This window comes from Burkholderiales bacterium, assembly GCA_035543335.1.
In the GTDB taxonomy this organism is placed as follows: Bacteria; Pseudomonadota; Gammaproteobacteria; order Burkholderiales; family JAHFRG01; genus JAHFRG01.
Map to the genome: position 1 here is coordinate 45,371 of DASZZH010000023.1, position 24,081 is coordinate 69,451.

A 24,081-nucleotide genomic window follows, 5' to 3' on the forward strand; every position below is an offset into this window, starting at 1 on the left:
GTGATCCGAGGCGCACGGCGGCTGGTTTCTTTCTTTTGCTTGCCCAAAAGAAAGAAACCTGAAAGACAACGAAGTTGCGGCGGAGGCTAACATGCGAAGCATGTTATGCCAGAACCAAAAGGGCACCCTACTGCGCCGTCCTACGGATTCCTTCGGTTTGTTGGCAAATTGGGCGGCTGCGCAACTCGCGCTAAGCGCTCAAACAGTGCTCACCGAATTCCCCTGATTTGATTTCGTCGCTTGGAGGCTCAGAAGGGGAAACTTAAAACATGCCCGCTATCGTGCGATAAGCTTGAGTAATCAGAATCAACACAAGTTGCGCCAGCACCAGGACGAACAGCGGCGACAAGTCCACATTCCCAATCGGGGGAATCAGGCGCCGGAACGGGCGCAGGAACGGCCGGGCCAGGCTGTTGAATAGCGGCGCCAGCGGCGCATGGGGATTCACCCAGCTGAACAACACCTGCACGATGATCAGGAAAATCAGAAGGTAAACACTGAGCTTGATAACTTCCAGCAGGGCGAGGGTCAGCAAAATGCCGGCGGCAATGCCGGGAGAGCCGGCAAAAACGAAGCCTTTAATCCAGTAAAGCAAGAGCAGTAATATGACCTGCATGGCCCAGGCGAGGGTGAAACTCGCGAGGTCGAATCCGAAAAGGCCGGGAATCGCGCGCCGTACCGGTCGCGCCAGCCAGTCGGTGAGCGCCACCACGAATTCTCCTACCGGGTTGCGGAACGAGACGCGCAGGGTTTGCATGTAAAAACGCATGAGCAGCACCAGCGCGAGCAGATCAAACGTAGTTTCCAGGAGAAATTGCAATGCCTGGCCAAACATATCCTCCCTCCTACCCTTCTCCTCCCCGGGGGAGATAGAAAAGATTCCTTCTCCGCCGGGGGAGCAGGATTGGATGAAGGGGAAAGCGGCCCGCGGTTATCCCGCCCGGTTCCATTTATTATCCCGCCTTGCCGAATTCATCCCCGAGTTCGCGTGAGCGCCCAGCCGCAGCGCGGACGGCATCGATGATATGTTGCTTGATCTGCGCTTCATCCATCTTGCCAATCGCGCGCTCGGTGGTGCCGCCCTTTGATGTGACGCGGCTCCGCAGCGCTTGTGCGTCTTCGCCCTGGCTTGCCAATTTCACCGCGCCGGAAAACGTGGCGAGCGCAAGCTGCCGAGCTTGATTGGCATCGAACCCGAGCTCTCTGGCTGCCTGCTGCAGCGCTTCAATGAAATAAAAAACATAAGCCGGACCGCTGCCCGACAGCGCGGTAATCGCGTCCAGTTGCTCCTCGCGCTCCAGCCACAGCGTTGCGCCCACCGCGCCCAAAATCGCTTCGGCCTGCTGCTTTTCCGCTGGCGTTACTGTCGGCATGGCGTAAAGGCCGGAGAAGCCGGAGAGCACCAGCGCCGGCGTATTGGGCATTACCCGCACAATTCGGGTATAACCTCCAAGCCAGCGCGAAAGATCGGCAGTGCGAATGCCGGCGGCAATCGAAATGACCAATTGTTGCTTGAGCAGGGGTTTCAGATTTCGCGCGGCTTCGCACATTTGCTGCGGTTTGACGGCGAGAATGAAGATGCCGGCTTCGGCGCAGCCCTGATTTAGATCCGCAAAAGCGGCAACGCCGAAGCGGTTGTTGATATTGTCGCGGGCTTCCGTGGAGACATCCACCACGCATAGGCTCTCGGCGACGTAGCCCTTTTGCAACAATCCGCCGACCATGGCGTTCGCCATGTTGCCACCGCCAATGAATGTAATTTGCATTGTTGCTGCGGTGCGAAGCTAATTATCAGCCTTCGGCCAGTTTCTTCAGATTCTCCAAGCCCGCTTTGTAAATCGCGGTGATGGTGTTTTTCGCGGTAGCGTCATTCTCTCCGGCCGGCGGATTGACCAGCGGCGACTTGCGCTGGAACTTGCCGAACCACTCGACGACCGAGCCGCTATTCTTGCCCGGCTTCACGCGAATCACGGACTCGTAGTGGCTGACCGGCAGCACGCCTTCAATGATGCTGTACTTGAAGCTCTTGCCTTTAGCGTTATAGCGCAGCAGTTTTTCCTTGATGGTGCCGCCGTCCTGCAGAGTCAAGAGGCGCACGGCGCCTTTCTGGTTATTGGTGCCGCTCAAGATTTCGCTTTTCGCCACGGCCGGATGCCAGGTGTTAAGACCGTTGAAATCGCTGATCTTGCCCCACACCGCGTCGGGAGAGGCCTTGATTTCGATGGTTTGGGTCACAGTTAGCTTTGGCAGCTTGGCCGGTTTCTGGGTTTTCGCTTCCACGCCGGCGAACGGCAAAGCCAGAAGCAAAACAAGTAGGGGCGCAAGGTTTTTTTTCATTTGTTTGACTCCGATAAGGGTTGAGATAAGGGTTGAAAAAGAATCGTTTCGAGTATAGGGTTGAGCCCGATGTTGTGCAAGCGTTATTGCGGTCTGTTCTTCAGGGCTTGCGCTCGCCGAAAATAGCCGTGCCGACGCGCACCAGCGTGGCGCCTTCCCAAATCGCGGCTTCCAGGTCGTGCGACATGCCCATCGAGAGTGTATCCAACGGGATGCCCTGCGCCACCAGTGCGTCTTTCATTTCGCGCAACTTTCGAAGCTGCCGGCGCTGCAATTCGAAATCCACGGTCGGCTGAGGGACGGCCATAAGGCCGCGCAGTTTCAACCCGGGCAAATCTTGAATAAATCGGGCCAGCCGCGCCGCATTACCGGGCGAGATGCCGCTTTTGGTTGCTTCTCCGCTTACGTTTACCTGGATGCAAACCTGCAGTGGAGACAGATGAGACGGGCGCGCGATGGACAACCGCTCTGCGATTTTTTCGCGGTCCACGCTGTGCACCCAGGCAAAGTGCTCGACAATCAGTCGCGTCTTGTTGCTCTGGATGGGGCCGATGAAGTGCCACTCCAGCAAAATTTTTTCCAGCGCCAGAATTTTTTCCACTCCTTCCTGCGCATAGTTCTCGCCAAAGGCGGTCTGCCCGGCTTGATGGGCTTGGACAATTTTGCTGGGCGGAAAAGTCTTGCTGACTGCGACGAGCTGTATTTCGCGGGGTGCCCGACCGGCTGCTTGGGCGCATGCTGCAACGCGTTCCCTGACAGCTTGCAAAGCCAAAGCGATTGCGGTCATAATGATTCATCAATAAGGGAGGAAAGGACGGCGCCTGCTGTTCGTGAGCGCTCCCTGCCTTCACATCCCCGGGGATTATAATGGATATTGCCGAACTGCTGGCTTTCGTCGTCAAGAACAAGGCTTCCGACCTGCATCTTTCGGCGGGAATGCCGCCGATGATCCGCGTGCATGGCGACATCCGCCGCGTCAATCTGCCGGCGATGGAGCACAAGGAAGTACACGACATGGCGTATGACATCATGAACGACTCGCAGCGCAAGATCTACGAAGAAAACCTCGAGCTCGACTTTTCCTTTGCCATTCCCAATCTCGCGCGCTTCCGCGTCAACGCCTTCAACCAGAACCGCGGCGCCAGCGTGGCGATGCGGACCATTCCTTCCAGGGTGTTGAGCCTGGAAGAACTCAACGCGCCAAAAACCTTCGCCGCCATCGCCGACCAGCCGCGCGGCCTGGTGCTGGTCACTGGCCCCACCGGTTGCGGCAAGTCCACCACGCTCGCGGCGATGGTCAACTATATCAATGAAAAGGTGTACGGGCACATCCTGACGGTGGAAGATCCGATCGAATTTGTGCATGAGAGCAAGAAATGTCTCGTCAACCAGCGCGAAGTTGGGCCGCACACGCTCTCCTTCGCCAACGCTCTGCGTTCCTCGCTGCGCGAGGATCCGGATTACGTGCTGGTGGGCGAGATGCGCGACCTGGAAACCATACGTCTCGCGCTGACCGCCGCCGAGACCGGCCACTTGGTGTTCGCCACCGTGCACACCAGCTCCGCTGCCAAGACGGTGGACCGCGTCATTGACGTCTTTTCCGCGGCGGAAAAGGATATGGTGCGCTCGATGCTTTCGGAAAGCTTGCGCGCAGTAATATCGCAGGTGCTGCTCAAGACCAAGGACGGCAGCGGGCGCGTGGCGGCGTATGAAGTCATGATCGGCACACCGGCGATCCGAAATCTCATCCGCGAGAACAAGGTGGCGCAGATGTACTCGGCGATTCAAACCGGACAGAACGTGGGAATGCAGACCTTGGATCAGAACTTGATGGAGCTGGTGAAGCGCGGTGTCGTGACTTCCGAGGAAGCGCGCGGCAAGGCGTCGAACAAGGATATTTTTTTCGGATAAAGGCTGTTTCGCAAGGAGCAGATTATGGAACGAGAGCAGGCAGTAAAATTCATGAACGATCTGCTGCGCCTGATGCTCAGCAAAAAAGCTTCCGACCTGTTTATCACCGCGGGTTTCCCGCCGGCGATCAAGGTGGACGGCAAGGTGACGCCGGTTTCCAGCCAGGCGTTGACGCCGCAGCATACCCAGGAATTCGCGCGTGCGCTGATGAATGACAGGCAGACGCAGGAATTCGAAGCCACCAAGGAATGTAATTTCGCGATCAACCCGCCGGGAATCGGCCGTTACCGTGTCAACGCTTTTGTGCAGCAGGCCCGGGTCGGCCTGGTGCTGCGCACTATCACCACAACCATCCCGAAATTCGAGGATCTTAATCTTCCGGCGGTGCTCAAGGACATCGCCATGACCAAGCGCGGCCTGGTTATCTTCGTCGGCGGCACCGGTTGTGGCAAATCGACTTCGCTGGCGGCGATGGTCGGCTACCGCAATGAAAACAGCTACGGCCACATCATCACCATCGAGGACCCGGTGGAATTCGTGCACGAGCACAGAAACTGCATCGTCACCCAGCGCGAAGTCGGGGTGGATACCGACAACTGGTTTTCCGCACTGAAAAACATGCTGCGCCAGGCGCCGGACGTGATTCAGATCGGCGAAATCCGCGAGCGCGAGACCATGGATTACGCGATCGCCTTTTCCGAAACCGGACACCTGTGCATGGCGACGCTGCATGCCAACAGCACCAACCAGGCGCTTGACCGCATCATCAACTTCTTCCCTGCAGAGCGCAGACAGCAGCTGCTGATGGACCTGTCGTTGAACATCCGTGCCTTCGTCTCGCAACGCCTGATTCCGAAAAAAGAGGGCAAAGGGCGCGTCGCAGCGGTCGAAATCATGCTGAACTCACCGTTGATTTCCGACCTGGTTTTCAAAGGCGACGTGCATGAGATCAAAGAGATCATGTCGAGATCGCGCGAGCTGGGCATGCAGACTTTTGACCAGTCCCTGTTCGATCTGTACGAAGCGGGGCAGATCAGCTATGAGGACGCGCTGCGTAACGCCGACTCGGTCAACGACTTGCGCTTGAGAATCAAGCTGCACGGGTCGGAGGCGAAAGACAAGGATGTGATGTCCGGCATCGATCACCTCAATATCGTGTAGCGGAACATCGTATTCGGCTTCTATACTTTGTTGCTCGCTTGTCCCGAATGCTCATGTATTGCCTTATACACTCCGCTTCGGGCCAAGCTCGCGCCTCGTCTATAAGCCGAACACTGGTTCCGCTTTACGCCCCTATTTAGTCCGGTCTGTTCTTGCGCATGGATCCAGCGACGATCTTGTATTCGAACAACCGGCATTCCAGCGGACCGTTGTGAAGCGGCGTGCGCTTCGAGGCGTTAAGCCGGATCAATTTCGGCAAACGCATGTCGGCGCTGAAAATGTAGCAGTTCCAGCCGCTGAATTTTTTCTTGAGCACATCGCCCAGCTGTGGATAAAATTTTTCCAGCTCATCAATCTCGCCGACGCGCTTGCCGTAGGGCGGATTGGTGACCATGATCCCCGCGCTTGCCGGCGCCGTAATTTCCAGCACATTGACCTGCTTGAGCGCGACCGTACCTTCCAGTCCTGCCGCCGCCAGATTGGCGCGTGCGTGTTTCAAGGCCTCGCCATAGAGGTCGCTGCCATAAACCGGCAGGAGAGTTTTTGCTTTCTGTCCCTGTTCGCTTTCATGCAGCAGCATTTTCCATTTGCGCGCATTGAAATTCTTGAGCTTCTCGAAAGCAAAATGCCGCCCCATGCCCGGCGCCATGTTGAACGACATCAATGCCGCTTCCATTAGAAAAGTGCCGCTGCCACACATCGGGTCGAGGAACGGAATCCCCGGCGACCAGGAAGCAAGATGCAGAATTCCCGCGGCTAGGTTTTCCCGCAGCGGCGCTTCGCCCTGGACCTTGCGCCAGCCGCGCTTGAATAGCGGTTCGCCGCTGGTGTCAAGATATAAAAAAATTTCCCTGGCGTCGAGAAAAGCGTGGATGCGCAGGTCCGGCCGCTGCGTGTCCACGCTCGGACGCCTGCCGGTTTCCTCGCGGAAGCGGTCGCACACGGCGTCCTTGATTTTGAGCGTGACAAAATCCAGACTGGGAAGGGAGCAGTGAATGGCGGAAACATTGACGCGCAGAGTCAATTCGGGCTCAAACCAGTCGGTCCACGGCAGCGCATGCGCCGCCCGGTAAACGTCTTCCTCGGTTTGGTAGCGCCGCTGGGCGAGCAACCACAACACGCGGCTGGCGACGTGGCTGTGCAAATTGACCTTGTAAGCGAGCGGGAACTCGCCGGCAAAGGTAACTCCGCCGTCAGTCGCTTCGAGCCGCGCCGCGCCGAGAGACTGAAGTTCCGCTGCCAGCGATTTTTCCAGACCGCGCGGGCAGGATGCAAAGAATTTTTCCATGACCAGCGACGAGTGATGAATTGGAATACTACGACTCAGAACGGCTTGACTACAACCAGGATTACTATTGCAATCAGAATGACAGTGGGAATTTCGTTAACCCAGCGGTAGAATTTCCGGCTGTGGCTCTTGGGGTCGTTCTTGATGTCGATGAGCAGCTTGCCACAAAACATGTGAAAAAGAATCAGCGCGATTACCAGCACTAGTTTCAGATTGAGCCACATGCCGGAAAAGCCGTAACCCAACAGCCAGAAGCCGAAACCCAGCGCCAGCACCGCCGCCGGCGTCATGATGTAGAAATAGAGCTTGCGCTCCATCGTGACGAAGCGCTCGAGGCTGATGGAGTCTTCGGCTGCCGAATGATAAACAAAAAGCCGCGGCAGGTAGAAAAGCCCGGCAAACCACGCCACGACTGAAATAATATGAAAGGCTTTGATCCAGAGCATAAACTTAAATTCCGCAGTTAACCGCCGATACACGCCGATAAATGCCGATAAATGCCGACAAAACAGATTATTTTTCCGGCTGCTGAAATATCTGCGTTCATCTGCGTTAATCGGCGGTTTAGCGAGTTTTTGGGTTTATTTCAGCAGCCGCCGGCGTGTCAATACCAGCGCCACATAAAAGCCGACTGCGCCATATCCGGCAAGAACCAGTATATGCATTAAAGCCCGTTCGGGCACTCGCCCGCTGACTAGCGGCCTTGCCAGTTCTATGGCATGGGTGAGCGGCAGATAGGAGGAGATTTCCCGCAAGAACAGGGGCAACTGGCTTACCGGAAAAAATACCCCGCACAGGAGCACCATCGGGGTGATGAAGAGAGTGAAGTAATACAGGAAAAACTCGTAGCTTGGGCAGACGGAGGTCATTATCAGACCGAAACCGGCGAAGCTCAAGCCGATCAGCACAATGAGCGGGATGAGCAGCAGCATCAGCCAGGAATGCGACAGCCCAAGCGTCCAGATAATCAGGAGAATCGAGATGCCGCTCAAAAAACTCTTGCTGGACGCCCAGACCATTTCGGCAAACAGAACGTCGTCCAGCGTGAGCGGCGCATGCAAAATGGCATCCCAGGTTTTTTGCACGTGCATCCGCGCAAACGCGGAATACAGCGCCTCGAAGCTGGCGGTGTTCATGGTGCTGTAGCAAAGCGTGCCGGAGGCGAGAAAAGTGATATAGGACATGCCGTTGATTTGGGGCAACAGAACGCCGAGGCCGTAACCCAATCCCAACATGTAAAGCAAAGGGTCGGCAAGGTTGCCAAGGATCGAGGGTATGGCAAGTTTTTTCCATACCAGAAAATTACGCCGCCATACTGGAATGAAGCGCAGGCTGATCTGCGGCGGCCGGAAGTATTTGCGGTTCGGCATCACTCGCGCAATTCCCTTCCAGTGAGCTTTAAAAACACATCTTCCAGGCTGGCCGGGCGGTGGAGATAACGCAGGCGGCTTGCGTTCTGCAGGCTGTCAATGAGGGGTTGTGCTTCCCCGGTGTAGCAAAAAACGGTTTCTCCGGTGCGCTCGCAGCGCTGCGCTAATTTTTGCCCGTGTTGTTCCAGCCATTTCTCCACGTCTTCGCCGAAAACCTCCACCACCTGCGCCTCGATGTGTTTTGCAATCAAGTCGCGCGGCGTCCCGCTGGCGATGATGCGCCCATGATCCATGATGCCGATGCGGTTGCACAGCCGCTCCGCCTCGTCCATGAAATGGGTGGTGAGCAAAATCGTTTTGCCCCGGTTCAGGAGTTTCTTCAAACCATCCCAAATCAAATGCCGCGCCTGCGGATCGAGGCCGGTGCTCGGCTCGTCGAGAAAAATCAGGTCGGGATCGTTCACCAGCGCCCGCGCCAGGGTGAGCCGCCGCTTCATGCCGCCGGAAAGAGCGGAGATTTTGGCGTTGGCGCGCGTGGCGAGTCCGGCAAAATCGAGAAGAGCGGGAATGCGCGAGTTGATTACCTGGTCAGGGAGCCCGAAATAACGGCCGTACACCAGCAGGTTTTCGCGCACGGTGAAATCCGGGTCGAGGTTGTCGTGTTGTGGCATGACGCCCACCCGCAGCCGCGCTTGTCTGGCTTGCGGCGGCACCGGGAAACCCAGCATGGAAATCTCGCCCGCATTCGGCTCGTTGAGTCCCAGGCACAGGCGCAAGGTGGTGGTTTTGCCGGCGCCGTTGGGGCCGAGCAGACCGAAGCATTCGCCGCGCTCGATCGAAAGCTCAATCCCGGCTACGACTTCCAGCGCGGCATAGGATTTGCGTAAACCGCGAACGCTCAGGACTTGCATGCGTCGAGTACGATTTGCTTGAGCTGGGTAAGTCGCCCGTGAAAGAAATGCCCAGTGCCGGGCAGCAGGACAATCGGCAGCTGCTGCGGGCGCGCCCAGTTGAGCACGGAGGCCAGTGGCACCACATCGTCTTCTTCGCCGTGAATGACCAGCGTATTTGCCGGAACCGCGCTGATGTCAAAACGCTCTACCGCGGGGGCAATCAACACCAGCTTTTCCGCAGGTAGCCGCGTCATCACGCGCGATTGCACGAAGGCGCCGAAGGAAAAACCGGCAAGCAGGAAAGGCAAATTGCCAAACTCACGCCGGGCGAATCCGGCGACGGCGAGCATGTCTTCGATTTCGCCGCGTCCCTCATCAAAAGCGCCCGCGCTTTTTCCCGCGCCGCGGAAATTGGGGCGCAGCGCGACATATCCCAACTCAACAAAAGTCTTGGCGAGTGTCTGCACCACTTTGTTGTCCAGGGTGCCGCCAAACAGAGGATGAGGATGGGCAATCAGCGCAATGCCCCGGCGCGCTTCAGGAGGATGATCGATGACGGTTTCCAGCTGGCCCGCCGGCCCGTCGATGAACAGTTTGCGCAGGGTGAGGGGATGCAATGCGGCAAAAGCACTCTATATTTTCAGGCGCTCAACAATGCGCCCACGGCAGAGGTGTTGTTCGACAATTTCATCAATGTCGTGTTGGTCGACATAGGTGTACCACACGCCTTCCGGGTAAACCACCAGCACCGGGCCTTCATTGCAGCGGTCCATGCAGCCCGCCTTGTTGATGCGGATTTTACCGGGGCCAGCCAGCTTCAGCGCCTTGATTTTCTCCTTGGCGTAGGTGCGCAAATCATTGGCGTGATGATTGTTGCAGCAGGTTTCGCCGGGCTCGCGCTGATTGCAGCAGAAAAACACATGTCTTTGATAGTGGCTCATGGCACCGGCCGAGTGCAAATGCGACTCAATCTATTATACTCGATGCCGGATTCCCGCGCGGAGTCTTTGCACCAGCAGGTAGAGATAACCGAGCGCGGTAAACGGCCACAGTTCAGCGACAATCCGCGCCAGGCCGGTGAAATTGAGCAAATGCCCGTAATGCCAACTGAACAAATGCAGCGCCAGGCTTGAGCGGGATTCGCCCGCATGCAGGTGGGCGACGAAGATACCCGCCGCCAGCGCAAAAGCACACACCGGAATGATTTGACGAATCGTAAGCAGCAGCGATGCGGCGACGATAAACAAGCCATAACCGATGCCGATGACCGATTCGGCGGTTAGCCACTGCAGCAGCGCTTCCGGCTTCAATAGCGCCGCCGCGGCCAGAAGCTTGATAACAGAGGCTGCCAATAACAGTACAAGCATGGCGATGATGGCCACCCTGGCGGTGCGCATCAGCACCATCAGGAGCAGACCGATGCTCACAAGATTGCACATGACCGAGAGACTGCCCATGAGGCTGAAGCGGTGAGCAATGGAATCCACGCGCTCGGAAAAAAATACGATGCCCAGCAGGGGCAGTGATGGATTCAATTGGCTGACAAACCACAATCCCAGCAGCACCAGTCCCAGATCGCCCAGGCTTCCGTGAATAAACCAGCGGTCGCGGAATTCGGCGAGACGGACTGCAATCAGCCCGCGCACCTCCTCGCGTGCGGCGATGAGTGCGCCGGTGAAGCCTCCCAACCCGTTGGTCAGAATATCCAGAGTGGAGCTGGTGCGGGCTGGCAAATACATTTGCACCGCTTCCATCCCCAGGCTTAGTGTGAATCCACACAGAGTGGAAGCCATCAGTGCGGCCTTGATGCTTAAACGCGATTGCAGCGCCAGCGCTAACAGAAAACCCAGCGGAATATAGGCGAGGAAATTGATGAAAGTGTCGAAGCGCCTGATATGGCGCGACCAGGGCGCTAACAGAAACGACCAGAGGCCCACGGCGGGATCGCGCCAGCCACCGGTAAATGGCGTCAAACTGGCATAGACGATGAGGAGCAGGTAAGCTAGCGCGAGATAAGCGGCGAGCCTGGCGCCGCGCGGACGAGGGACCGATTCATTCGTTGCCAGTGTCGAATCCATTATTGTTTTTTCCGTAAGCCCATTCAGAGCAGTAGCAATGACATTTTATGACATATTTTAATGGCGACGCCGACGGCCTTTGCGCGTTGCACCAGCTTGCTGATTTGTGGTTGATATAAGCAAGGTGCCGTCATCGTTGACACCGTACCGGTTCTCCATATAATTCATTAAGCGTGGCGAATGCGCTATGCAATTTTAGAGGTGGCTGCGTATAAAACTTTTGTCCCGTGTTTAGACTGACAAGCTAAAGGGGAAAATCATGAAAAACATCAAGTTAGGACTGATTATTGCCGCAGGTATCCTGTTAGTGGCGGCATGCGCAACACCGGTATTGAATATCGCCAATGCGCCGCTGCAAACCGGCAGCGGCCAAAAAATATCACTGGATCAGGCAGGCAAAGCCATCACCGCCGCGGGCGCGACCCTGGGCTGGCAAATGGAGACGGTGAGCCTGGGCAATATCGTCGGCACGCTAAAGCTGCGCAGTCATGTTGCGGTTGTGAACATCAGCTACGACACCCAGAGCTACAGCATCAATTACAAAGACAGCGTGCATCTGAATTACGACGGCAGCAGAATCCATCCGAACTACAACGGCTGGATTCAGAATCTCGATAAGGGAATTCGCGCCCAGCTGGGCACGCTTTAATTCCCGCATCACGGCCAGCCTGCCCTTGGCCGGTGCCCAGGGGTGCGGGTTGTTTAGTGAAAAAGTATTATAGTTAGGCGTGCATCGGCGATTTATACACTTTGCTTACCCGTGCTAGCGCAGTCAGAGCAGTTGCCGTTGTGGGGAAGCAGAGGCGGGGGCTGTGGCGCTTACCTTGCCTGATTATCGGGGCTCCAGCCAGCAACGGCAGTATGTCTTGCCCATATCCTACGTGTTTTAGGCCGGCTTTGCGCTTGGCTGTTCGCGGTTTCCAAAACGACGGTAGAAGCAGAAAATCAGCCTGTTGATATTAGTGCGCGCCTTGTAGGGTTTAACCAGCGGCAGTTAAAATGATTAAGTCGCGTTTTAAGGACAATCCGCCGCAGCAATGGTCGGGTGCGGGAACCGAGGAGAATGGAAAAAATACAGGACCTGGAAAGAGAAGTGGCGCAACTCATCGTGGATGCGCTGAACCTGGAAATCACCGCGGAGCAAATTGATCCGGATGCCCCCTTGTTTGGCGAGGGCCTCGGCCTTGATTCCATAGACATGCTGGAGATCGCGCTGGCGGTCTCCAAAAAATACGGTTTCCAGCTGCGCTCGGACGACGCCGGCAATCGGCGTATTTTTGCCTCATCGCGCTCCCTTTCGGCCCACATTGGACAAAACTGCACCAAATAAGCCGACCGGTTCCGCGCTGCCGCTACGCATATGGGTATGGGTCATCATGCTTTGCTTCTATCCGGCTGTCACGCATTACGCGGTAATCTATCAAAACTTTGCGCTCGGCATCGGCATGCTGGTGTTACTGATCCTGGTTGCCGCGGCATTGCTGCCGGGGAGAAGCAAATGGCTGGTTGCGGCGGTTTTGCCCCTGCTGCTGCTGGTCCCAGTTGACCCCGGAATCCTGCTCTTCTGCCCGCCGGTTATCATCAATGTGCTTGGGTGCGGGTTTTTTGGAATGAGTCTGCGCGAGGGCCGCGAACCCGTCATCAGCCGGATTGCGCGGCTGGAGCGTGGGGAACTGCCTGCCGAGCTTGCCCAGTATACGCGGCGGCTTACCTGGATTTGGACCGTGTTTTTCGCCCTGATGGCCCTGCTTTCCATCCTGCTCGCGGCTTTTGCTCCACTGACGGTCTGGTCATTGTTTAGCAACCTGGTTAATTATCTGCTGGTGGGGTTTCTGTTCTTCGGGGAATTTGTTTACCGGCGCATTCGCTACCGGCATTATCATCACGCCCCGCCTTTTCAGGTTATCCGCAGCATCTGGGACAAGGGCGCAGCGCGCCTTAAATCTTAGCCTATTTCCAATGACCGAGACCTATCCCTTGCTTGCCGGGCACGGACCGGAAAGTATCATTGCCTGCCACCAGGGCAAACCTATTAGTATCGCGCGTTTCATGAGCGAGGTTGCGCAACTTATGGTGCATCTGCCGCAAAAGCGCCATGTATTGAACCTGTGCGAAGACCGTTATCATTTCCTGCTGGGCTTTGCCGCCGCCCTGCAAGCGGGCCAGGTGAGCCTGTTGCCGCCGAGCCGCGCGGAAGACGTATTGCGCAGGCTCGGCGAGGATTATCCCGACGCGTATTGCCTTGCAGATCACGACGACGTACCGGAAGGGCTTGATGTTTTCCCGGTGCAGGCGAATGACAATTGCACTTCAAAAACTTTGCCTGTCCCGCATATAGCCGCCGCGCAGGTCGCCATAATTGTTTTCACTTCGGGCAGTACCGGCAGTCCCACGCCGCACGTGAAAAACTGGGCTTCGCTGGTCAAAGTGGCGCAGGCAGTGGGCGAACGGATAGGTTTGTTGCCCGGATCGAGTATTTTGGGAACCATTCCGCCGCAACATTTGTACGGCATGGAAACCACCGTCCTGTTGCCGCTGCAATGGGGCGCGATGATGCACTACGGGCGGCCGTTGCTGCCAGCGGACATCCGGTCGGCGCTGGAACAAATCCCGTCCCCGCGCTGGCTCATGACCACCCCCTTGCATTTGCGCGCGTGCATCGCCGAAAGGTTGAAACTCGGCGGCCTTGCCGGCGTGCTTTCGGCGACCATGCCGTTAGCGCCCGACTTGGCCCAACAAGTGGAAACCCTGTGGCAAACCCGGGTGCATGACGTATATGGTTGCACCGAAGCCGGCATCGTGGCGCTGCGTCATGCCGCTTCGCTGGAGAATTGGCGTACGCTGGAAGGCGTGCGGGTTTACGGGAAAGGCGAGGAAGCCTGGGTCGAAGGCGGGCACATCCCGCAACCGTCACGGCTTGCCGACCACATCAGCATCCACAGCGAGCAGGAATTCAGCCTCCACGGCCGCCTCGCCGATTTGGTGAAAATTGGAGGAAAGCGTGCTTCGCTCGAGGCGCTCAATGCCGAGCTTAACCGGGTAGCGGGCGTGATGGACGGAATATTTTTCATCCCGGATGAAGCCGGTGCCGTAGCCGAACGCCTGGTTGCTTTTGCCGTGGCGCCGGGATTAAACGCTGAGACGATTCTCGCCGAGCTGCGCAAGCGCATTGACCCGGTTTTTTTGCCGCGCCCGCTGTACCTGGTGAAAACCCTGCCGCGCAACGCCACCGGCAAGCTGCCGCGTGAAAACCTGCGCAGGCTCGCCGCCGAGTTGTCGCCTGCAGGCCCATTCGGGAAAACTTGATGCGTTATACCTGGAGCGACGAGATTACCCCCGCTCATCCGGCGCTGACGGGACATTTTCCGGGCAATCCGGTGGTTCCGGGCGCGGTGCTGTTAAGCCGGGTCATGCACGCGGCAGAGCAGGGCTTTGGGCCGGGCATAAAAATTGTGGCGGTGCCCGCAACCAAGTTCAGCGCGGTCCTCCACCCCGGCGAAAAATTTGACGTAAGCCTGGAAATGGCGGGTGACAGCCTGATTCGGTTTGTCATCACCCGCGGCGAGACCCGAATCGCAAGCGGCAGCTTGCGTTACCTGCGTTCTCGGGCGGGAAAAACAGTGAGTGAGGCCTGGCTTGCGCAGCGGGAGCGCGGCAGCCTCACTGCCATGCGGCTGCTGATTTGGCTGACGCTGAAGCTTGGCCGTAACGCCGCGCGGATATTCCTCTACCCTATATGCGCGTACTTTATTGTTTTTTCCCTGCATGCAAGACGGGCTTCGCGTTTGTACCTGAGCCGCGTGCTCGGACGAAAGACCGGTTGGCGCGACCTGTTCAGGCACTACCACACTTTTGCTTCCACCATACACGACCGGGTGTATTTGCTGTCGGGACAACACGGCTATTTCGACGTGCAAGTGCACGGGCTCGATTCACTGGAGTGCGCGCTGGAACGCGGTGCGGGCTGCGTTTTGCTGGGCTCGCACCTTGGCAGTTTCGAAATCCTGCGCGCGTACGGGACGTTGGAGAAAAAACTCCCGATCAATATTCTGATGCACATGGAAAACGCCAGCAAGATAAACCGCGCGGTGCACGGCCTGCATACGGAAATTCCGGAACGCATCATTCCCCTGGGCAAGCCGCAAACTTTGCTGCAGGTGAAAGAATGTCTCGAGCGCGGCGAAATCGTCGGCGTGCTCGGCGACCGCACGTTTCAGAGCGACAAGGCTGTGTCCTGCCGCTTTCTCGGGGAAGAGGCGCGGTTTCCCGAGGGGCCGTTGCTCATGGCCGCCCTCCTAGAAGTTCCGGTCGTGTTGTTTTTTGGTTTTTACCGCGGCGGCAGGCGTTACGACATTAATTTCGAGGCATTTGCGCAGCGAATTACGCTGGATCCGTCGCGGCGTTCGGAAGAACTGCGGGAATGGGTAGAGCGCTATGTCAACCGGCTCGAATACTACTGCCGGCAGGCGCCGTATAATTGGTTCAATTTTTACGATTTCTGGCGCAACAATTAATGTATGTATAGACCGCTGTTTATTTTTATCTTGTTTCTATCCCAAGCGGCAAGCGCCGGCCAGGCGGATTGGGATTTGCCGCAATTGATGCAGAGCATGGCGCAAGTGGAGTCGTCGCGCGCCCGCTTCACCGAAGAAAAACACTTGGCAATATTGACCGCGCCGCTCACCTCATCGGGAACGCTCGCCTATAGCCGTCCTGGATTCATAGAGAAACAGGTCCTGGCTCCCTATGAGGAGCGGATGACGGCGGACGGGGATGTCCTAATGATAGAAAAAAAAGGCGAGAGGCGTAGCCTGGCGCTACAAAACTATCCGATCGCATGGGCTTTTGTCGAGAGCATCCGCGCCACACTGGCCGGCGATTTGGCGTTACTTCAACGCTTCTACCGCATCGCGCTCGAAGGCGGCAGGCAGGAGTGGCGGCTTACTCTGGAGCCGCTTGACGCGCAGATGGCGCGTTATGTGCAAACGATAAAAATCGGCGGCGCGGAAAATTGCATCCAAAGCGTGGAAATTCTTGAAACCGGCGGCGACCGGTCGGTGATGGCCATCAGCAGAAACGAATTTTGAAGCCGCGTTTGCTCCTGTGGTTGTCATTCCTCGGCGTCTGCGCCTGGCTGGTGCTGCGCACTCCAGTGGTCACCGATCTCACCGCTTTTTTGCCCTCCTCCGCCACGCGCAGCCAGCAATTGCTGGTGGAGCAATTGAAGAGCGGTGTTGCCGCCCGGCTCATGCTGGTGGCGGTGGAAGGCAACGACCCGCGCGCGCTGGCCGAAGTCAGCCGCAAAATGGTGCAGGGATTGCGCGACACTGGCCTTTTCAACTACGCCAACAACGGTGAAGCGCAGTCAATCGCCAATGAGCGCGAACTGCTGCTTCGCCACCGCTACTTGTTGAGCCCCGCGGTTACCCCCGATCATTTTAGTGTCCCGGCCCTGCGTGAGGCGCTGCAAAACGATCTCGAGCTGCTCGCATCGCCTGCCGGTGCGTTCGTCAAGCTGGTATTGGCGCAAGATCCCAGCGGCGAGTTATCGCGCCTGATGACGTCGTTTGGCGGCGGCCCGGAAGAGCGCTACGGCGCCTGGTTTTCACACGATGGAAAGCGCGCGCTGCTGATTGCGGAAACCAAGGCAGCGGGCTTTGATGTAGAGGCGCAAGGCCGGGTCGCGGCGGCGGCGAGCCGCGCTTTTACTGCTGCGCGCCCCTTGGCGGACATGCATTTGTTGTTGACGGGGCCGGGCGTATTCACCGCGGAATCGCGAGCCATCATCGAGCGCGACTCCTGGCGGCTGACACTGATTGCCGCGGTGCTGGTATTCGCGATTCTGTTCAGCGTCTACCGTTCTTTCACGGTTCTGGCTTTGGGCCTGCTGCCGGTGGTCAGCGGGCTGCTTGCCGGCATCGCCGTGGTGGGTGTGGTTTTCGGCATGGTGCACGGCATCACGTTGGGTTTTGCGGCGACGCTGATCGGGGAAGCGGTTGATTACCCCAGTTATCTATTCACCCACGTGGCGAAAGGAGAACGGGTCGCCGACACTTTAAAGCGCATCTGGCCGACCCTGCGCCTGGCGGTGCTGACCACGGTGTTCGGCGGACTGACCATGCTGCTTTCCAGTTTCAACGGGCTATCGCAACTGGGCCTGCTCTCCATGACCGGGGTGTTGGTCGCGGGCGCCGTGACACGCTGGATCCTGCCGCTGCTTGCGCCAGAGGGTTTTGCACCGCGTCAGCTTAAACCTGTGGCAGGGTTGAGTTGGCTATCGGCTTCGCCGATGTCGGCGAGAGGCGTGGGCGTAGCGTTGATTGCCGCTTGCGTAATCCTCATCGCGCGCCGCGAAACGTTATGGGACGACGATCTTGCCAATCTCAATCCGATACCGGAAGCGGCAAAACAGCTGGACAAGGAATTGCGCAACGAGCTTGGCGCGCCCGATGTGCGGCATCTGGTCGTGGTGACGGGCCGGGAACGCGAACAGGTTTTGCAAAGAAGCGAAGCGGTTGCGCAGACATTGCATGGGTTGGCGGCGCGGAAGTTTATTTCCGGCTTCGAGGGCGCGTTCCGGTACCTGCCCAGCCAAAAAAAACAGGCTGAGCGTCGGGCGGCGCTACCGGACAACATAACCTTGCGGAAAAACTTGAGCGAAGCTTTGCGCGGGCTGCCTTTCCGCGAAGGCTTGTTCGCGCCCTTCCTTAACGATGTGGAAGCGGCAAGGCTGGCGCCGCTGATGCAAGAGCGCGATTTGCAAGGCACGGCCTTTGCCTTGAAAGTGAATTCGCTGCTTTTCCGGAGCGGCAGCGAGTGGGTAGCGCTGCTGCCATTGCGCGGCGTGGAAGACCCGACCGGGCTCGCTCAACAGTTTGCACCAATCGAAAGCCGCGACGTAACTCTTCTCGATTTGAAAGCCGAATCCAATCGCCTGATCAACGGCTACCGCAACGAATCGCTACGTTTGACCGGTTTGGGCATGCTTGCGATCACGCTGGTGCTGGCCTGGGGTTTGCGCCAGCCCAGTCGAATCTGGCGGGTACTTAAACCCGTGCTCGCCGCACTGGGTGTCACCCTGGCATCGCTGCTGGTTGTGGGCGAGCGACTTAATCTCTTCCACCTGGTTTCACTGTTGCTGGTGCTGGGCATCGGGCTCAATTATGCGCTGTTCTTCAACCGCGAAGCGGGCGGCGCGGAAGATCGGCAACGCACGCATTTGGCGCTTATTGTTTGCAGCCTTACCACTTTGAGCGCATTTGGCTGCCTGGCGTTTTCGCAAACACCGGTATTGCACGCGATAGGGTTGACAGTGAGCCTGGGCGCGGTGTTTTCTCTGCTGATCTCCGCCGTGTGGGCGCGGAGTCGAATTTCCCACGGCCTGTTATAATTTTCTAAGTTTTTTAGAGGCAGGAGCGCCATTGCAGCCTTTACTCGTCACACATTTTGCCGCGGCCAATCCGCTCGGCCTGGGTGCCGCCGCCACGCTCAAAGCCTTGCGTGAAGCGCGCACCGGCCTGCGCCCGAACGATTTTGAACACGCGGAGATCAACACCTGGATCGGCCGCGTTGACGGTTTGGAACGGCAGCCTGTCGTAACGGGACTGGCCGGGTTTGATTGCCGCAATAACCGCCTCGCCCAGCTCGGTTTGCGCCAGGATGGTTTTGAACCGGCGGTGACGCAAGCCCGGGAAAAATACGGCGCGGAGCGAATCGCCGTGCTGATCGGCACCAGCACCTCCGGCATTCTGGAAACCGAGCTCGCCTACCGCAAGCGCAACCCCGTCAATGGCACGCTCCCCGCAGGCCTCAATTACCAGGGCAGCCACAACTTGTTTTCGGTCGCGGATTTTGTGCGGCGCTATTTGCATCTGCAAGGGCCAGCGGAAGTGATTTCGACCGCTTGTTCCTCCAGCGCCAAAGTGTTTGCCAGCGCCTACCGTTTCATCGAAGCCGGGTTGTGCGACGCGGCGGTGGTGGGCGGAGTGGACAGTTTGTGCCTCACCACTTTGCATGGATTCGCTTCCCTGGAGCTTTTGTCGGACCAGCCCTGCCGGCCGTGTGACGCGGCGCGCAACGGCATCTCCATCGGCGAGGCGGCCGGTTTTGCGCTCCTGGAGCGGCACGGGGAAGCGAATATCGCGCTGCTCGGTTACGGCGAAAGCAGCGACGCCTACCATATGTCCACTCCTCATCCGCAAGGAGAAGGCGCGCGGCTGTCCATGCACAAGGCGCTCGACTGTGCCGGTCTGACTTCAGCCGATATCGATTACATCAATCTGCACGGCACCGCAACACCGGCCAACGACAGCGTCGAAGACCAGGCGGTTTGCCAACTCTTTGGCGACAACACACCTTGCAGTTCCACCAAGGGCTGGACCGGGCATACGCTGGGCGCGGCCGGCATTACCGAAGCGATTATTTCCATCCTTTGTATTGAGCATGGCTTCATTCCGGGGACGCTCAATCTGGAAACCCCGGACCCGCAACTCAAAAGCCGCATCGTAAAACGCAATGAGAACCGCACCCTCGGGCGGGTGTTGTCCAACTCGTTCGGCTTCGGCGGAAACAACTGCAGCCTGGTTTTCGGCAGGGTCGCATGATCAAGGTATACGTACAAGGCGTGAGCGTTCTCGCACCCGGGCTTAACGGCTGGCAGGCAAGCCGCGCCATTCTCGCGGGTCAGGCGCCTTATCGCGCCGCGCCCCTGCCGCGGGTAACACCCGAAATCCTGCCGGCGGCGGAGCGCCGCCGCAGCTCGGATAGCGTGCGCCTTGCCGTAACCGTCGCGCAGGAGGCGATGAACCAAAGCAGCCTGCCGCCCAATGGCGCGGCGACGGTGTTTGCTTCCAGCGACGGTGACGGGCAGACCCTGCATCAAATCTGCGAAGCCCTGGCGCGACCCGAGCACGACGTGTCGCCTACCCGTTTTCACAATTCGGTGCATAACGCCGCAGCCGGATACTGGAGCATTGCCACCGGCTCCAAATTGCCGTCAAACAGCCTGTGCGCTTTCGATGATTCCTTCGCAGTCGGCTTGCTGGAGGCGGCAACTCAAGTCGTGGTCGAACGTGTTCCGGTGCTGCTGGTCGCTTACGATTTGCCGTTTCCACAACCGCTTCATCAAGTGCGGGCGGTGTCACAGGCTTTTGCTTGCGCTTTTTTGCTGGTGGCCGACCCCACTCCGGCCAGGCTCAGCTTATGGGAAATCTCCGTAGAGAACGGCGCTGCGCCGATCGCCCTGCCGGAAATCTTTGACGGTTTAAGCAGCAATCCGGCGGCGCGGGCGCTGCCCTTGTTGCAAAACCTGGCGCGGCAGCAAGACGGGACGGTGCGGCTTGGATACCTCAGCCGCAGCGATGTCGTAGTAAAGTGCAGCCGATGAACACCGGGACTTTGTCACACGAGGCGATCCGCACGCGAATTCCGCATCAGGGCCTGATGTGCCTGCTTGATCAAGCGCTGGGTTGGAATGAAACGCATATTATTTGCAGTGCCGTGAGCCATCGGGACAGGAACAATCCCCTGCGCCATGGCAATTCGCTGCCGGCCGTATGCGGGATCGAATACGCCGCCCAGGCGATGGCGCTGCACGCCAGCCTCACGGAAACCAGCGGCAAGCATGGATTACTGGCCGGCGTGCGCGATGTGGTGCTGCTCGCGCAAAGGCTTGATGATATTCCGGGCGAGTTGACTATCCGCGCCGAGAAAATAGCCGCGGAAGGGGAGAAAGCGTTGTATCAATTCAGCATTTCGGCGGGAGACCGCGAATTGCTGCGCGGCCGCCTGGCAGCGGCATTTACTATAGAACGGTCATGAGCCCGATTGAGCTTTCGCGTTTTGCTGTGGTGATACCGGCTTACAACGAAGCCGCAACCATCCGCGACGTGGCAAGCCGCGCGTTGTGGCAGATTCCCTGCGTCATTGTCGTGGACGACGGCTCGACTGATGACACCGTCGCGGCCCTTGTCGGGCTGCCGGTCACGCTGTTATCCAACAATGAAAATTCGGGCAAGGCGGCCACCCTGTGGCGGGGAATGCAGCACGCGCTTGATGCAGGGGCCGAGGCGATCATCACACTGGACGGCGACGGCCAGCATGAGCCGGAAGAGATTCCGCGTCTGATTGACGAATTCCAGCGCCAGCCCGACGCCGTGATCATCGGCTCGCGCCTGGGTGATAAACACAAAATTCCGACCGCGCGCTATTACGCGAACCGTTTTGCCGATTTCGGGATTGCCTGGGCCGCCGGCTGCCCAATTGCCGATAGTCAGTCCGGCTTCCGCATTTACCCGGCGCGGTTGCTTCGCGGCAGCACCATTACTCATGACAAAGCGGCAAGCTTCGTGTTCGAGAGCGAGATATTGATCGAAGCCGGACGCATGGGCTTAAACAGCATAGCGGTGCCGATCAAGGCGGTTTACACCAGTCATGCCCGTCCCAGCCACTTCCGCGAGGTAACCGACACCATGCGCATCGTGCGCATGGTGGCTTGGAAGCTTTTGTCGCGCGGCCTGTACTTGCCGGGGCTCATCAGAAGCCTGCGCCGGAATGCCACAACCGAACCCATCCCTTCGGGATTTAAGCGCGGCTAACCGACGGGAGCAATGCACACCCCTTCGATTTCAAGCAGCAGGTCGCGGCGGCAAATATCCGCCTGCAAATATAAAACCGACAGCCCCGTGCCCAGCGAACTTTCCAGCATTTTCCTGATTAGCGGGAAATGCCGCGCCTGCCGGATATAGACTTTAAGCAGCGCAATATTTCCAGGATTCATATTGATGTCTTCTTCGCGGGCCGTGTGTTCAATCAGCGCGTTGATATTAGCAAGGGTCTCCGCCATTTGTTGCTGCACGTCCCCCGGGTGCAGAGAGAGATGGCCAACAATGCTGGCGGTGCCGGAGATGTAGAGATGATTTTCTGTTTCCCAACGCGCCAGCGTAGCCCGCGCAAAGGACGGGCTGTGCGGCCCGTATTGACGAGGGTAGCGGTAAGCGCTGGTCTGTCTTGGATTTTCACGCTGGGTTGCGGGGGCTTTTGAAGCCAGGAAATAAATCCACAGGCTGCCGGTTGCGGTTCCCAAGGCGCTGGCGGCGGGGAGTTCATGAGTGGACAGGCTGCCGTGCTCGAAAAAAGCCTGATGGCGCCCCAAACAGAACAGCTGATAGCGGTCGATTTCATTGTCCTTGGCGTTGATTCCCGGAAAATAATTCCAGATTCTCAGCAGATGCGGATAGCCTTGATTTTTTATAAAACCCAGCGTGCGTGAAATGGCCTGGTGGGTGTCTCGATCAAGCCAAATCTGGTCGGATTGCTTGATTTCAACCGCACCAAAAAGCACTAAATTGTTTCGTGAATAAGCAATGCCGTGTTCTCTTCCGCAGAAAATGGGTGCCGGGCTGGTCCACACTTCCACCAGTGGCTCGGGCCCGAGGATGGGCAAATTAACCACTACCAGCGGAAATTCGACGTCCATTGGAATAGCGGGGGGTTCAGCGTAAGCCACCATTCCCAAGACAGGGCGCGACGATTGCAGGAAATCAAGGAGCCGTGAAGCCGGCACATAAACTGCCGACAGCGGGGTCTTTGGCGCGGGCAGCGCGCGTGCCTGCCGTTGCTTCATGCGGCGCTTTCCCTTGCAGGGGATTCGTTCGGGCTCAAGGCGGCAGGCCTGATATTTTCTTTGCGCACTTTATAGGCCGCGTAGCACTCTCTCCACATGCGGATGCTGAAGAGATAATAAAACAGCTTGAACATGAAAATTTTCCGGTAAATCACCGTGCGTCCGAAAATATCTCCCGCAAGCAGCGAAATGAGGCCCTCTTTCGTGCCGAAAATGTTTGCCGGGTTCATGAACATGTAGCGCATCGCCGGGGAGGTGACGCGGTAGATAAACCAGGAAAACATCTTCAGGCCGTGCCGCACGGTGCGGTCGTACTGGCGTAGCCGCCGGCGCGAGAGGCGGCTGTTCGTGAGGCAGTCGTGCACCACCTCGGCGCCGAGGAAAGCGCTGTTCATCGCGAGCATCACTCCGGAGGAGAACATCGGATCGACGAAGGCAAATGCATCACCCACCATGATAAATTTTTCCCCGGCCATGCATTTCGCCTGGTACGAATAATTACCGGTGGCGGTGACCGGCGAAATCAGCCTGGTGTTCCGCAGGCGCGCCTGCACACCCGGGCACAGCGCGATGGTGTCCATGAAAAAGGTCTGCACATCGGTTTTGCGCGACTTGAGGTAGTATAGCCAGCATACGGCGCCCACACTCATGGCGCCGTCCTTCAACGGGATCATCCAGAACCAGCCGTGATCGAACCACAACACGCTGATGTTGCCGGCATCCTTTCCCGGAAGGCATTCGGCGCCCTCGAAGTGCGCGTATAGCGCGGCGCTTTTATGTTTCGGGTTGCTCTGCTTGATTCCAAAAAAACCGGCGAGAAAAGTGTCCCTGCCCGACGCGTCGATGACGAAGCGTGTTTCCCAGTTATGCAAGACCCCGTTTGCATCCACTGCGGTGACGAGGGAATTTTGTTTTCTGTGAAATTGAATATGGCTTACTCGTGTCTGTTCATATACTGCTGCGCCTTTGGCCGCGCAGTTTTTCAGCAGGATATGGTCAAACTCCGAGCGGCGCACCTGGTAGGAAAAGGGAATACTTTTATCCACTGCTTCGGTGAAATAAAAGGTTTCACTCTTGCCGTGGTAACTGGAGACGAATTGCGCCCCGTATTTGAGCAGGCCGATTCTCTCTATCGCTTCCTTGACACCCAGCCGCTCAAACAGGGGAACATTGGCGGGAAGCAGCGATTCCCCGATGTGGAAACGCGGATGCAGGTCTTTTTCCAGCACCACCACTTGCCAGCCTTTTTCCGCGAGCAAGGCGGCGGTGGTTGAGCCGGCGGGCCCGCCGCCGATAACCAGAACATCACAAATGCTTCTTTCTAACTCGCTGTTACTGGGCATAAAATGTCTGCCTTGTTCCTAATGCCTGCCGGCGCGAGTAAGTTGGGTAAAGGGGTTCTTGTTTGAAATCACGTTCA

Annotated in this window: 26 protein-coding genes; 13 read left to right on the forward strand and 13 right to left on the reverse strand. The window is 57.8% G+C overall.

All coding sequences use genetic code 11. The annotated features are described in order from the left end of the window. Nucleotides 1–262: 262 nt before the first annotated feature. The 4 genes from VHE58_04700 to VHE58_04715 all read right to left on the reverse strand — a co-directional run bounded on the left by VHE58_04700 (nucleotide 263) and on the right by VHE58_04715 (nucleotide 3,124). Complete coding sequence (locus VHE58_04700) at nucleotides 263–835, reverse strand: YggT family protein (GenBank protein ID HVS26580.1); 573 nt, start codon at nucleotides 833–835, stop codon at nucleotides 263–265. Nucleotides 836–953: 118 nt separating this feature from the next. Continuing rightward, nucleotides 954–1,766: a pyrroline-5-carboxylate reductase gene (gene proC, locus VHE58_04705; GenBank protein ID HVS26581.1), complete on the reverse strand. Its 813-nt coding sequence runs from the start codon at nucleotides 1,764–1,766 to the stop codon at nucleotides 954–956. Between the two features lie 25 nt (nucleotides 1,767–1,791). Further along, a complete protein-coding gene (locus VHE58_04710; protein HVS26582.1) occupies nucleotides 1,792–2,337 on the reverse strand; it encodes an SRPBCC family protein in 546 nt (181 codons plus the stop codon). A 100-nt stretch (nucleotides 2,338–2,437) separates the two neighbouring features. Continuing rightward, entirely contained in the window at nucleotides 2,438–3,124 is a 687-nt protein-coding gene (locus VHE58_04715) for a YggS family pyridoxal phosphate-dependent enzyme (protein HVS26583.1), read from the reverse strand. Between the two features lie 80 nt (nucleotides 3,125–3,204). Here VHE58_04715 and VHE58_04720 point away from each other — a divergent pair, with 80 nt between their 5' ends. Together VHE58_04720 and VHE58_04725 are read left to right on the forward strand one after the other, a co-directional pair. Then, a complete protein-coding gene (locus VHE58_04720; protein HVS26584.1) occupies nucleotides 3,205–4,248 on the forward strand; it encodes a type IV pilus twitching motility protein PilT in 1,044 nt (347 codons plus the stop codon). 24 nt (nucleotides 4,249–4,272) lie between these two features. Next, nucleotides 4,273–5,409 carry a PilT/PilU family type 4a pilus ATPase gene (locus VHE58_04725; GenBank protein ID HVS26585.1) on the forward strand — a complete coding sequence of 379 codons (1,137 nt, stop codon included), beginning with the start codon at nucleotides 4,273–4,275 and terminating at the stop codon, nucleotides 5,407–5,409. A 136-nt stretch (nucleotides 5,410–5,545) separates the two neighbouring features. On the opposite strand, the gene VHE58_04730 is transcribed toward VHE58_04725, so the two are convergent. The 7 genes from VHE58_04730 to VHE58_04760 form a co-directional block, all read right to left on the reverse strand. After that, nucleotides 5,546–6,697, reverse strand: coding sequence for a THUMP domain-containing protein (locus VHE58_04730; GenBank protein ID HVS26586.1), 1,152 nt, complete (start codon nucleotides 6,695–6,697; stop codon nucleotides 5,546–5,548). A gap of 35 nt (nucleotides 6,698–6,732) precedes the next feature. Further along, complete coding sequence (gene hemJ / locus VHE58_04735; GenBank protein HVS26587.1) at nucleotides 6,733–7,143, reverse strand: protoporphyrinogen oxidase HemJ; 411 nt, start codon at nucleotides 7,141–7,143, stop codon at nucleotides 6,733–6,735. A 135-nt stretch (nucleotides 7,144–7,278) separates the two neighbouring features. Next, on the reverse strand, nucleotides 7,279–8,067 hold the full coding sequence (locus VHE58_04740) for an ABC transporter permease (GenBank protein HVS26588.1): 789 nt from the start codon (nucleotides 8,065–8,067) through the stop codon (nucleotides 7,279–7,281). Next, on the reverse strand, nucleotides 8,067–8,978 hold the full coding sequence (locus VHE58_04745; GenBank protein ID HVS26589.1) for an ATP-binding cassette domain-containing protein: 912 nt from the start codon (nucleotides 8,976–8,978) through the stop codon (nucleotides 8,067–8,069). Before VHE58_04745 ends, VHE58_04740 begins: the two co-directional genes overlap by 1 nt. Beyond that, nucleotides 8,966–9,577, reverse strand: coding sequence for an alpha/beta hydrolase (locus VHE58_04750; protein ID HVS26590.1), 612 nt, complete (start codon nucleotides 9,575–9,577; stop codon nucleotides 8,966–8,968). Before VHE58_04750 ends, VHE58_04745 begins: the two co-directional genes overlap by 13 nt. A 15-nt stretch (nucleotides 9,578–9,592) precedes the next feature. Then, on the reverse strand, nucleotides 9,593–9,901 hold the full coding sequence (locus tag VHE58_04755; GenBank protein ID HVS26591.1) for a (2Fe-2S) ferredoxin domain-containing protein: 309 nt from the start codon (nucleotides 9,899–9,901) through the stop codon (nucleotides 9,593–9,595). Between the two features lie 33 nt (nucleotides 9,902–9,934). Beyond that, complete coding sequence (locus VHE58_04760; GenBank protein ID HVS26592.1) at nucleotides 9,935–11,038, reverse strand: VanZ family protein; 1,104 nt, start codon at nucleotides 11,036–11,038, stop codon at nucleotides 9,935–9,937. Between the two features lie 259 nt (nucleotides 11,039–11,297). Between VHE58_04760 and VHE58_04765 the strand changes: the two genes are divergently transcribed. The 11 genes from VHE58_04765 to VHE58_04815 all read left to right on the forward strand — a co-directional run bounded on the left by VHE58_04765 (nucleotide 11,298) and on the right by VHE58_04815 (nucleotide 21,633). Continuing rightward, nucleotides 11,298–11,687 carry a hypothetical protein gene (locus VHE58_04765; GenBank protein HVS26593.1) on the forward strand — a complete coding sequence of 130 codons (390 nt, stop codon included), beginning with the start codon at nucleotides 11,298–11,300 and terminating at the stop codon, nucleotides 11,685–11,687. Between the two features lie 414 nt (nucleotides 11,688–12,101). Then, nucleotides 12,102–12,368: a phosphopantetheine-binding protein gene (locus VHE58_04770; GenBank protein HVS26594.1), complete on the forward strand. Its 267-nt coding sequence runs from the start codon at nucleotides 12,102–12,104 to the stop codon at nucleotides 12,366–12,368. Between the two features lie 46 nt (nucleotides 12,369–12,414). Continuing rightward, nucleotides 12,415–12,987, forward strand: a complete 573-nt coding sequence (locus VHE58_04775; GenBank protein HVS26595.1) for a hypothetical protein — start codon at nucleotides 12,415–12,417, stop codon at nucleotides 12,985–12,987. 10 nt (nucleotides 12,988–12,997) lie between these two features. Further along, nucleotides 12,998–14,344 carry an AMP-binding protein gene (locus VHE58_04780; protein ID HVS26596.1) on the forward strand — a complete coding sequence of 449 codons (1,347 nt, stop codon included), beginning with the start codon at nucleotides 12,998–13,000 and terminating at the stop codon, nucleotides 14,342–14,344. Then, the gene (locus tag VHE58_04785) at nucleotides 14,344–15,552 is read left to right on the forward strand and encodes an acyl-CoA synthetase (GenBank protein ID HVS26597.1); all 1,209 of its coding nucleotides are present in this window, start codon (nucleotides 14,344–14,346) and stop codon (nucleotides 15,550–15,552) included. Before VHE58_04780 ends, VHE58_04785 begins: the two co-directional genes overlap by 1 nt. 3 nt (nucleotides 15,553–15,555) lie before the next feature. After that, nucleotides 15,556–16,125 (forward strand): LolA-related protein, encoded by a 570-nt coding sequence (locus VHE58_04790; GenBank protein ID HVS26598.1) that lies wholly within the window; start codon nucleotides 15,556–15,558, stop codon nucleotides 16,123–16,125. Beyond that, nucleotides 16,122–18,428 carry an MMPL family transporter gene (locus tag VHE58_04795; protein HVS26599.1) on the forward strand — a complete coding sequence of 769 codons (2,307 nt, stop codon included), beginning with the start codon at nucleotides 16,122–16,124 and terminating at the stop codon, nucleotides 18,426–18,428. Before VHE58_04790 ends, VHE58_04795 begins: the two co-directional genes overlap by 4 nt. A gap of 31 nt (nucleotides 18,429–18,459) precedes the next feature. Then, nucleotides 18,460–19,641: a beta-ketoacyl-[acyl-carrier-protein] synthase family protein gene (locus VHE58_04800; protein HVS26600.1), complete on the forward strand. Its 1,182-nt coding sequence runs from the start codon at nucleotides 18,460–18,462 to the stop codon at nucleotides 19,639–19,641. Continuing rightward, nucleotides 19,638–20,423, forward strand: coding sequence for a beta-ketoacyl synthase chain length factor (locus VHE58_04805; protein HVS26601.1), 786 nt, complete (start codon nucleotides 19,638–19,640; stop codon nucleotides 20,421–20,423). Before VHE58_04800 ends, VHE58_04805 begins: the two co-directional genes overlap by 4 nt. After that, nucleotides 20,420–20,857: a 3-hydroxylacyl-ACP dehydratase gene (locus VHE58_04810; GenBank protein HVS26602.1), complete on the forward strand. Its 438-nt coding sequence runs from the start codon at nucleotides 20,420–20,422 to the stop codon at nucleotides 20,855–20,857. The genes VHE58_04805 and VHE58_04810 overlap by 4 nt, the downstream gene beginning before the upstream one ends. Next, the gene (locus VHE58_04815) at nucleotides 20,854–21,633 is read left to right on the forward strand and encodes a glycosyltransferase family 2 protein (GenBank protein ID HVS26603.1); all 780 of its coding nucleotides are present in this window, start codon (nucleotides 20,854–20,856) and stop codon (nucleotides 21,631–21,633) included. The genes VHE58_04810 and VHE58_04815 overlap by 4 nt, the downstream gene beginning before the upstream one ends. Here the strand turns inward: VHE58_04815 and VHE58_04820 are convergent. After that, a complete protein-coding gene (locus VHE58_04820) occupies nucleotides 21,630–22,661 on the reverse strand; it encodes a hypothetical protein (GenBank protein HVS26604.1) in 1,032 nt (343 codons plus the stop codon). The genes VHE58_04815 and VHE58_04820 overlap by 4 nt on opposite strands. Continuing rightward, complete coding sequence (locus VHE58_04825) at nucleotides 22,658–24,004, reverse strand: NAD(P)/FAD-dependent oxidoreductase (protein HVS26605.1); 1,347 nt, start codon at nucleotides 24,002–24,004, stop codon at nucleotides 22,658–22,660. Before VHE58_04825 ends, VHE58_04820 begins: the two co-directional genes overlap by 4 nt. Nucleotides 24,005–24,081 lie beyond the last annotated feature (77 nt).

Excerpts from the sequence above, each read along its gene's own strand:
- VHE58_04700 (HVS26580.1), bottom strand. The coding sequence starts at position 835 with ATGTTTGGCCAGGCATTGCAATTTCTCCTGGAAACTACGTTTGATCTG.
- proC (HVS26581.1), bottom strand. The coding sequence starts at position 1,766 with ATGCAAATTACATTCATTGGCGGTGGCAACATGGCGAACGCCATGGTC.
- VHE58_04710 (HVS26582.1), bottom strand. The coding sequence starts at position 2,337 with ATGAAAAAAAACCTTGCGCCCCTACTTGTTTTGCTTCTGGCTTTGCCG.
- VHE58_04715 (HVS26583.1), bottom strand. The coding sequence starts at position 3,124 with ATGACCGCAATCGCTTTGGCTTTGCAAGCTGTCAGGGAACGCGTTGCA.
- VHE58_04720 (HVS26584.1), top strand. The coding sequence starts at position 3,205 with ATGGATATTGCCGAACTGCTGGCTTTCGTCGTCAAGAACAAGGCTTCC.
- VHE58_04725 (HVS26585.1), top strand. The coding sequence starts at position 4,273 with ATGGAACGAGAGCAGGCAGTAAAATTCATGAACGATCTGCTGCGCCTG.
- VHE58_04730 (HVS26586.1), bottom strand. The coding sequence starts at position 6,697 with ATGGAAAAATTCTTTGCATCCTGCCCGCGCGGTCTGGAAAAATCGCTG.
- hemJ (HVS26587.1), bottom strand. The coding sequence starts at position 7,143 with ATGCTCTGGATCAAAGCCTTTCATATTATTTCAGTCGTGGCGTGGTTT.
- VHE58_04740 (HVS26588.1), bottom strand. The coding sequence starts at position 8,067 with ATGCCGAACCGCAAATACTTCCGGCCGCCGCAGATCAGCCTGCGCTTC.
- VHE58_04745 (HVS26589.1), bottom strand. The coding sequence starts at position 8,978 with ATGCAAGTCCTGAGCGTTCGCGGTTTACGCAAATCCTATGCCGCGCTG.
- VHE58_04755 (HVS26591.1), bottom strand. The coding sequence starts at position 9,901 with ATGAGCCACTATCAAAGACATGTGTTTTTCTGCTGCAATCAGCGCGAG.
- VHE58_04760 (HVS26592.1), bottom strand. The coding sequence starts at position 11,038 with ATGGATTCGACACTGGCAACGAATGAATCGGTCCCTCGTCCGCGCGGC.
- VHE58_04765 (HVS26593.1), top strand. The coding sequence starts at position 11,298 with ATGAAAAACATCAAGTTAGGACTGATTATTGCCGCAGGTATCCTGTTA.
- VHE58_04770 (HVS26594.1), top strand. The coding sequence starts at position 12,102 with ATGGAAAAAATACAGGACCTGGAAAGAGAAGTGGCGCAACTCATCGTG.
- VHE58_04775 (HVS26595.1), top strand. The coding sequence starts at position 12,415 with ATGCTTTGCTTCTATCCGGCTGTCACGCATTACGCGGTAATCTATCAA.
- VHE58_04780 (HVS26596.1), top strand. The coding sequence starts at position 12,998 with ATGACCGAGACCTATCCCTTGCTTGCCGGGCACGGACCGGAAAGTATC.
- VHE58_04785 (HVS26597.1), top strand. The coding sequence starts at position 14,344 with ATGCGTTATACCTGGAGCGACGAGATTACCCCCGCTCATCCGGCGCTG.
- VHE58_04790 (HVS26598.1), top strand. The coding sequence starts at position 15,556 with ATGTATAGACCGCTGTTTATTTTTATCTTGTTTCTATCCCAAGCGGCA.
- VHE58_04805 (HVS26601.1), top strand. The coding sequence starts at position 19,638 with ATGATCAAGGTATACGTACAAGGCGTGAGCGTTCTCGCACCCGGGCTT.
- VHE58_04810 (HVS26602.1), top strand. The coding sequence starts at position 20,420 with ATGAACACCGGGACTTTGTCACACGAGGCGATCCGCACGCGAATTCCG.
- VHE58_04815 (HVS26603.1), top strand. The coding sequence starts at position 20,854 with ATGAGCCCGATTGAGCTTTCGCGTTTTGCTGTGGTGATACCGGCTTAC.
- VHE58_04820 (HVS26604.1), bottom strand. The coding sequence starts at position 22,661 with ATGAAGCAACGGCAGGCACGCGCGCTGCCCGCGCCAAAGACCCCGCTG.
- VHE58_04825 (HVS26605.1), bottom strand. The coding sequence starts at position 24,004 with ATGCCCAGTAACAGCGAGTTAGAAAGAAGCATTTGTGATGTTCTGGTT.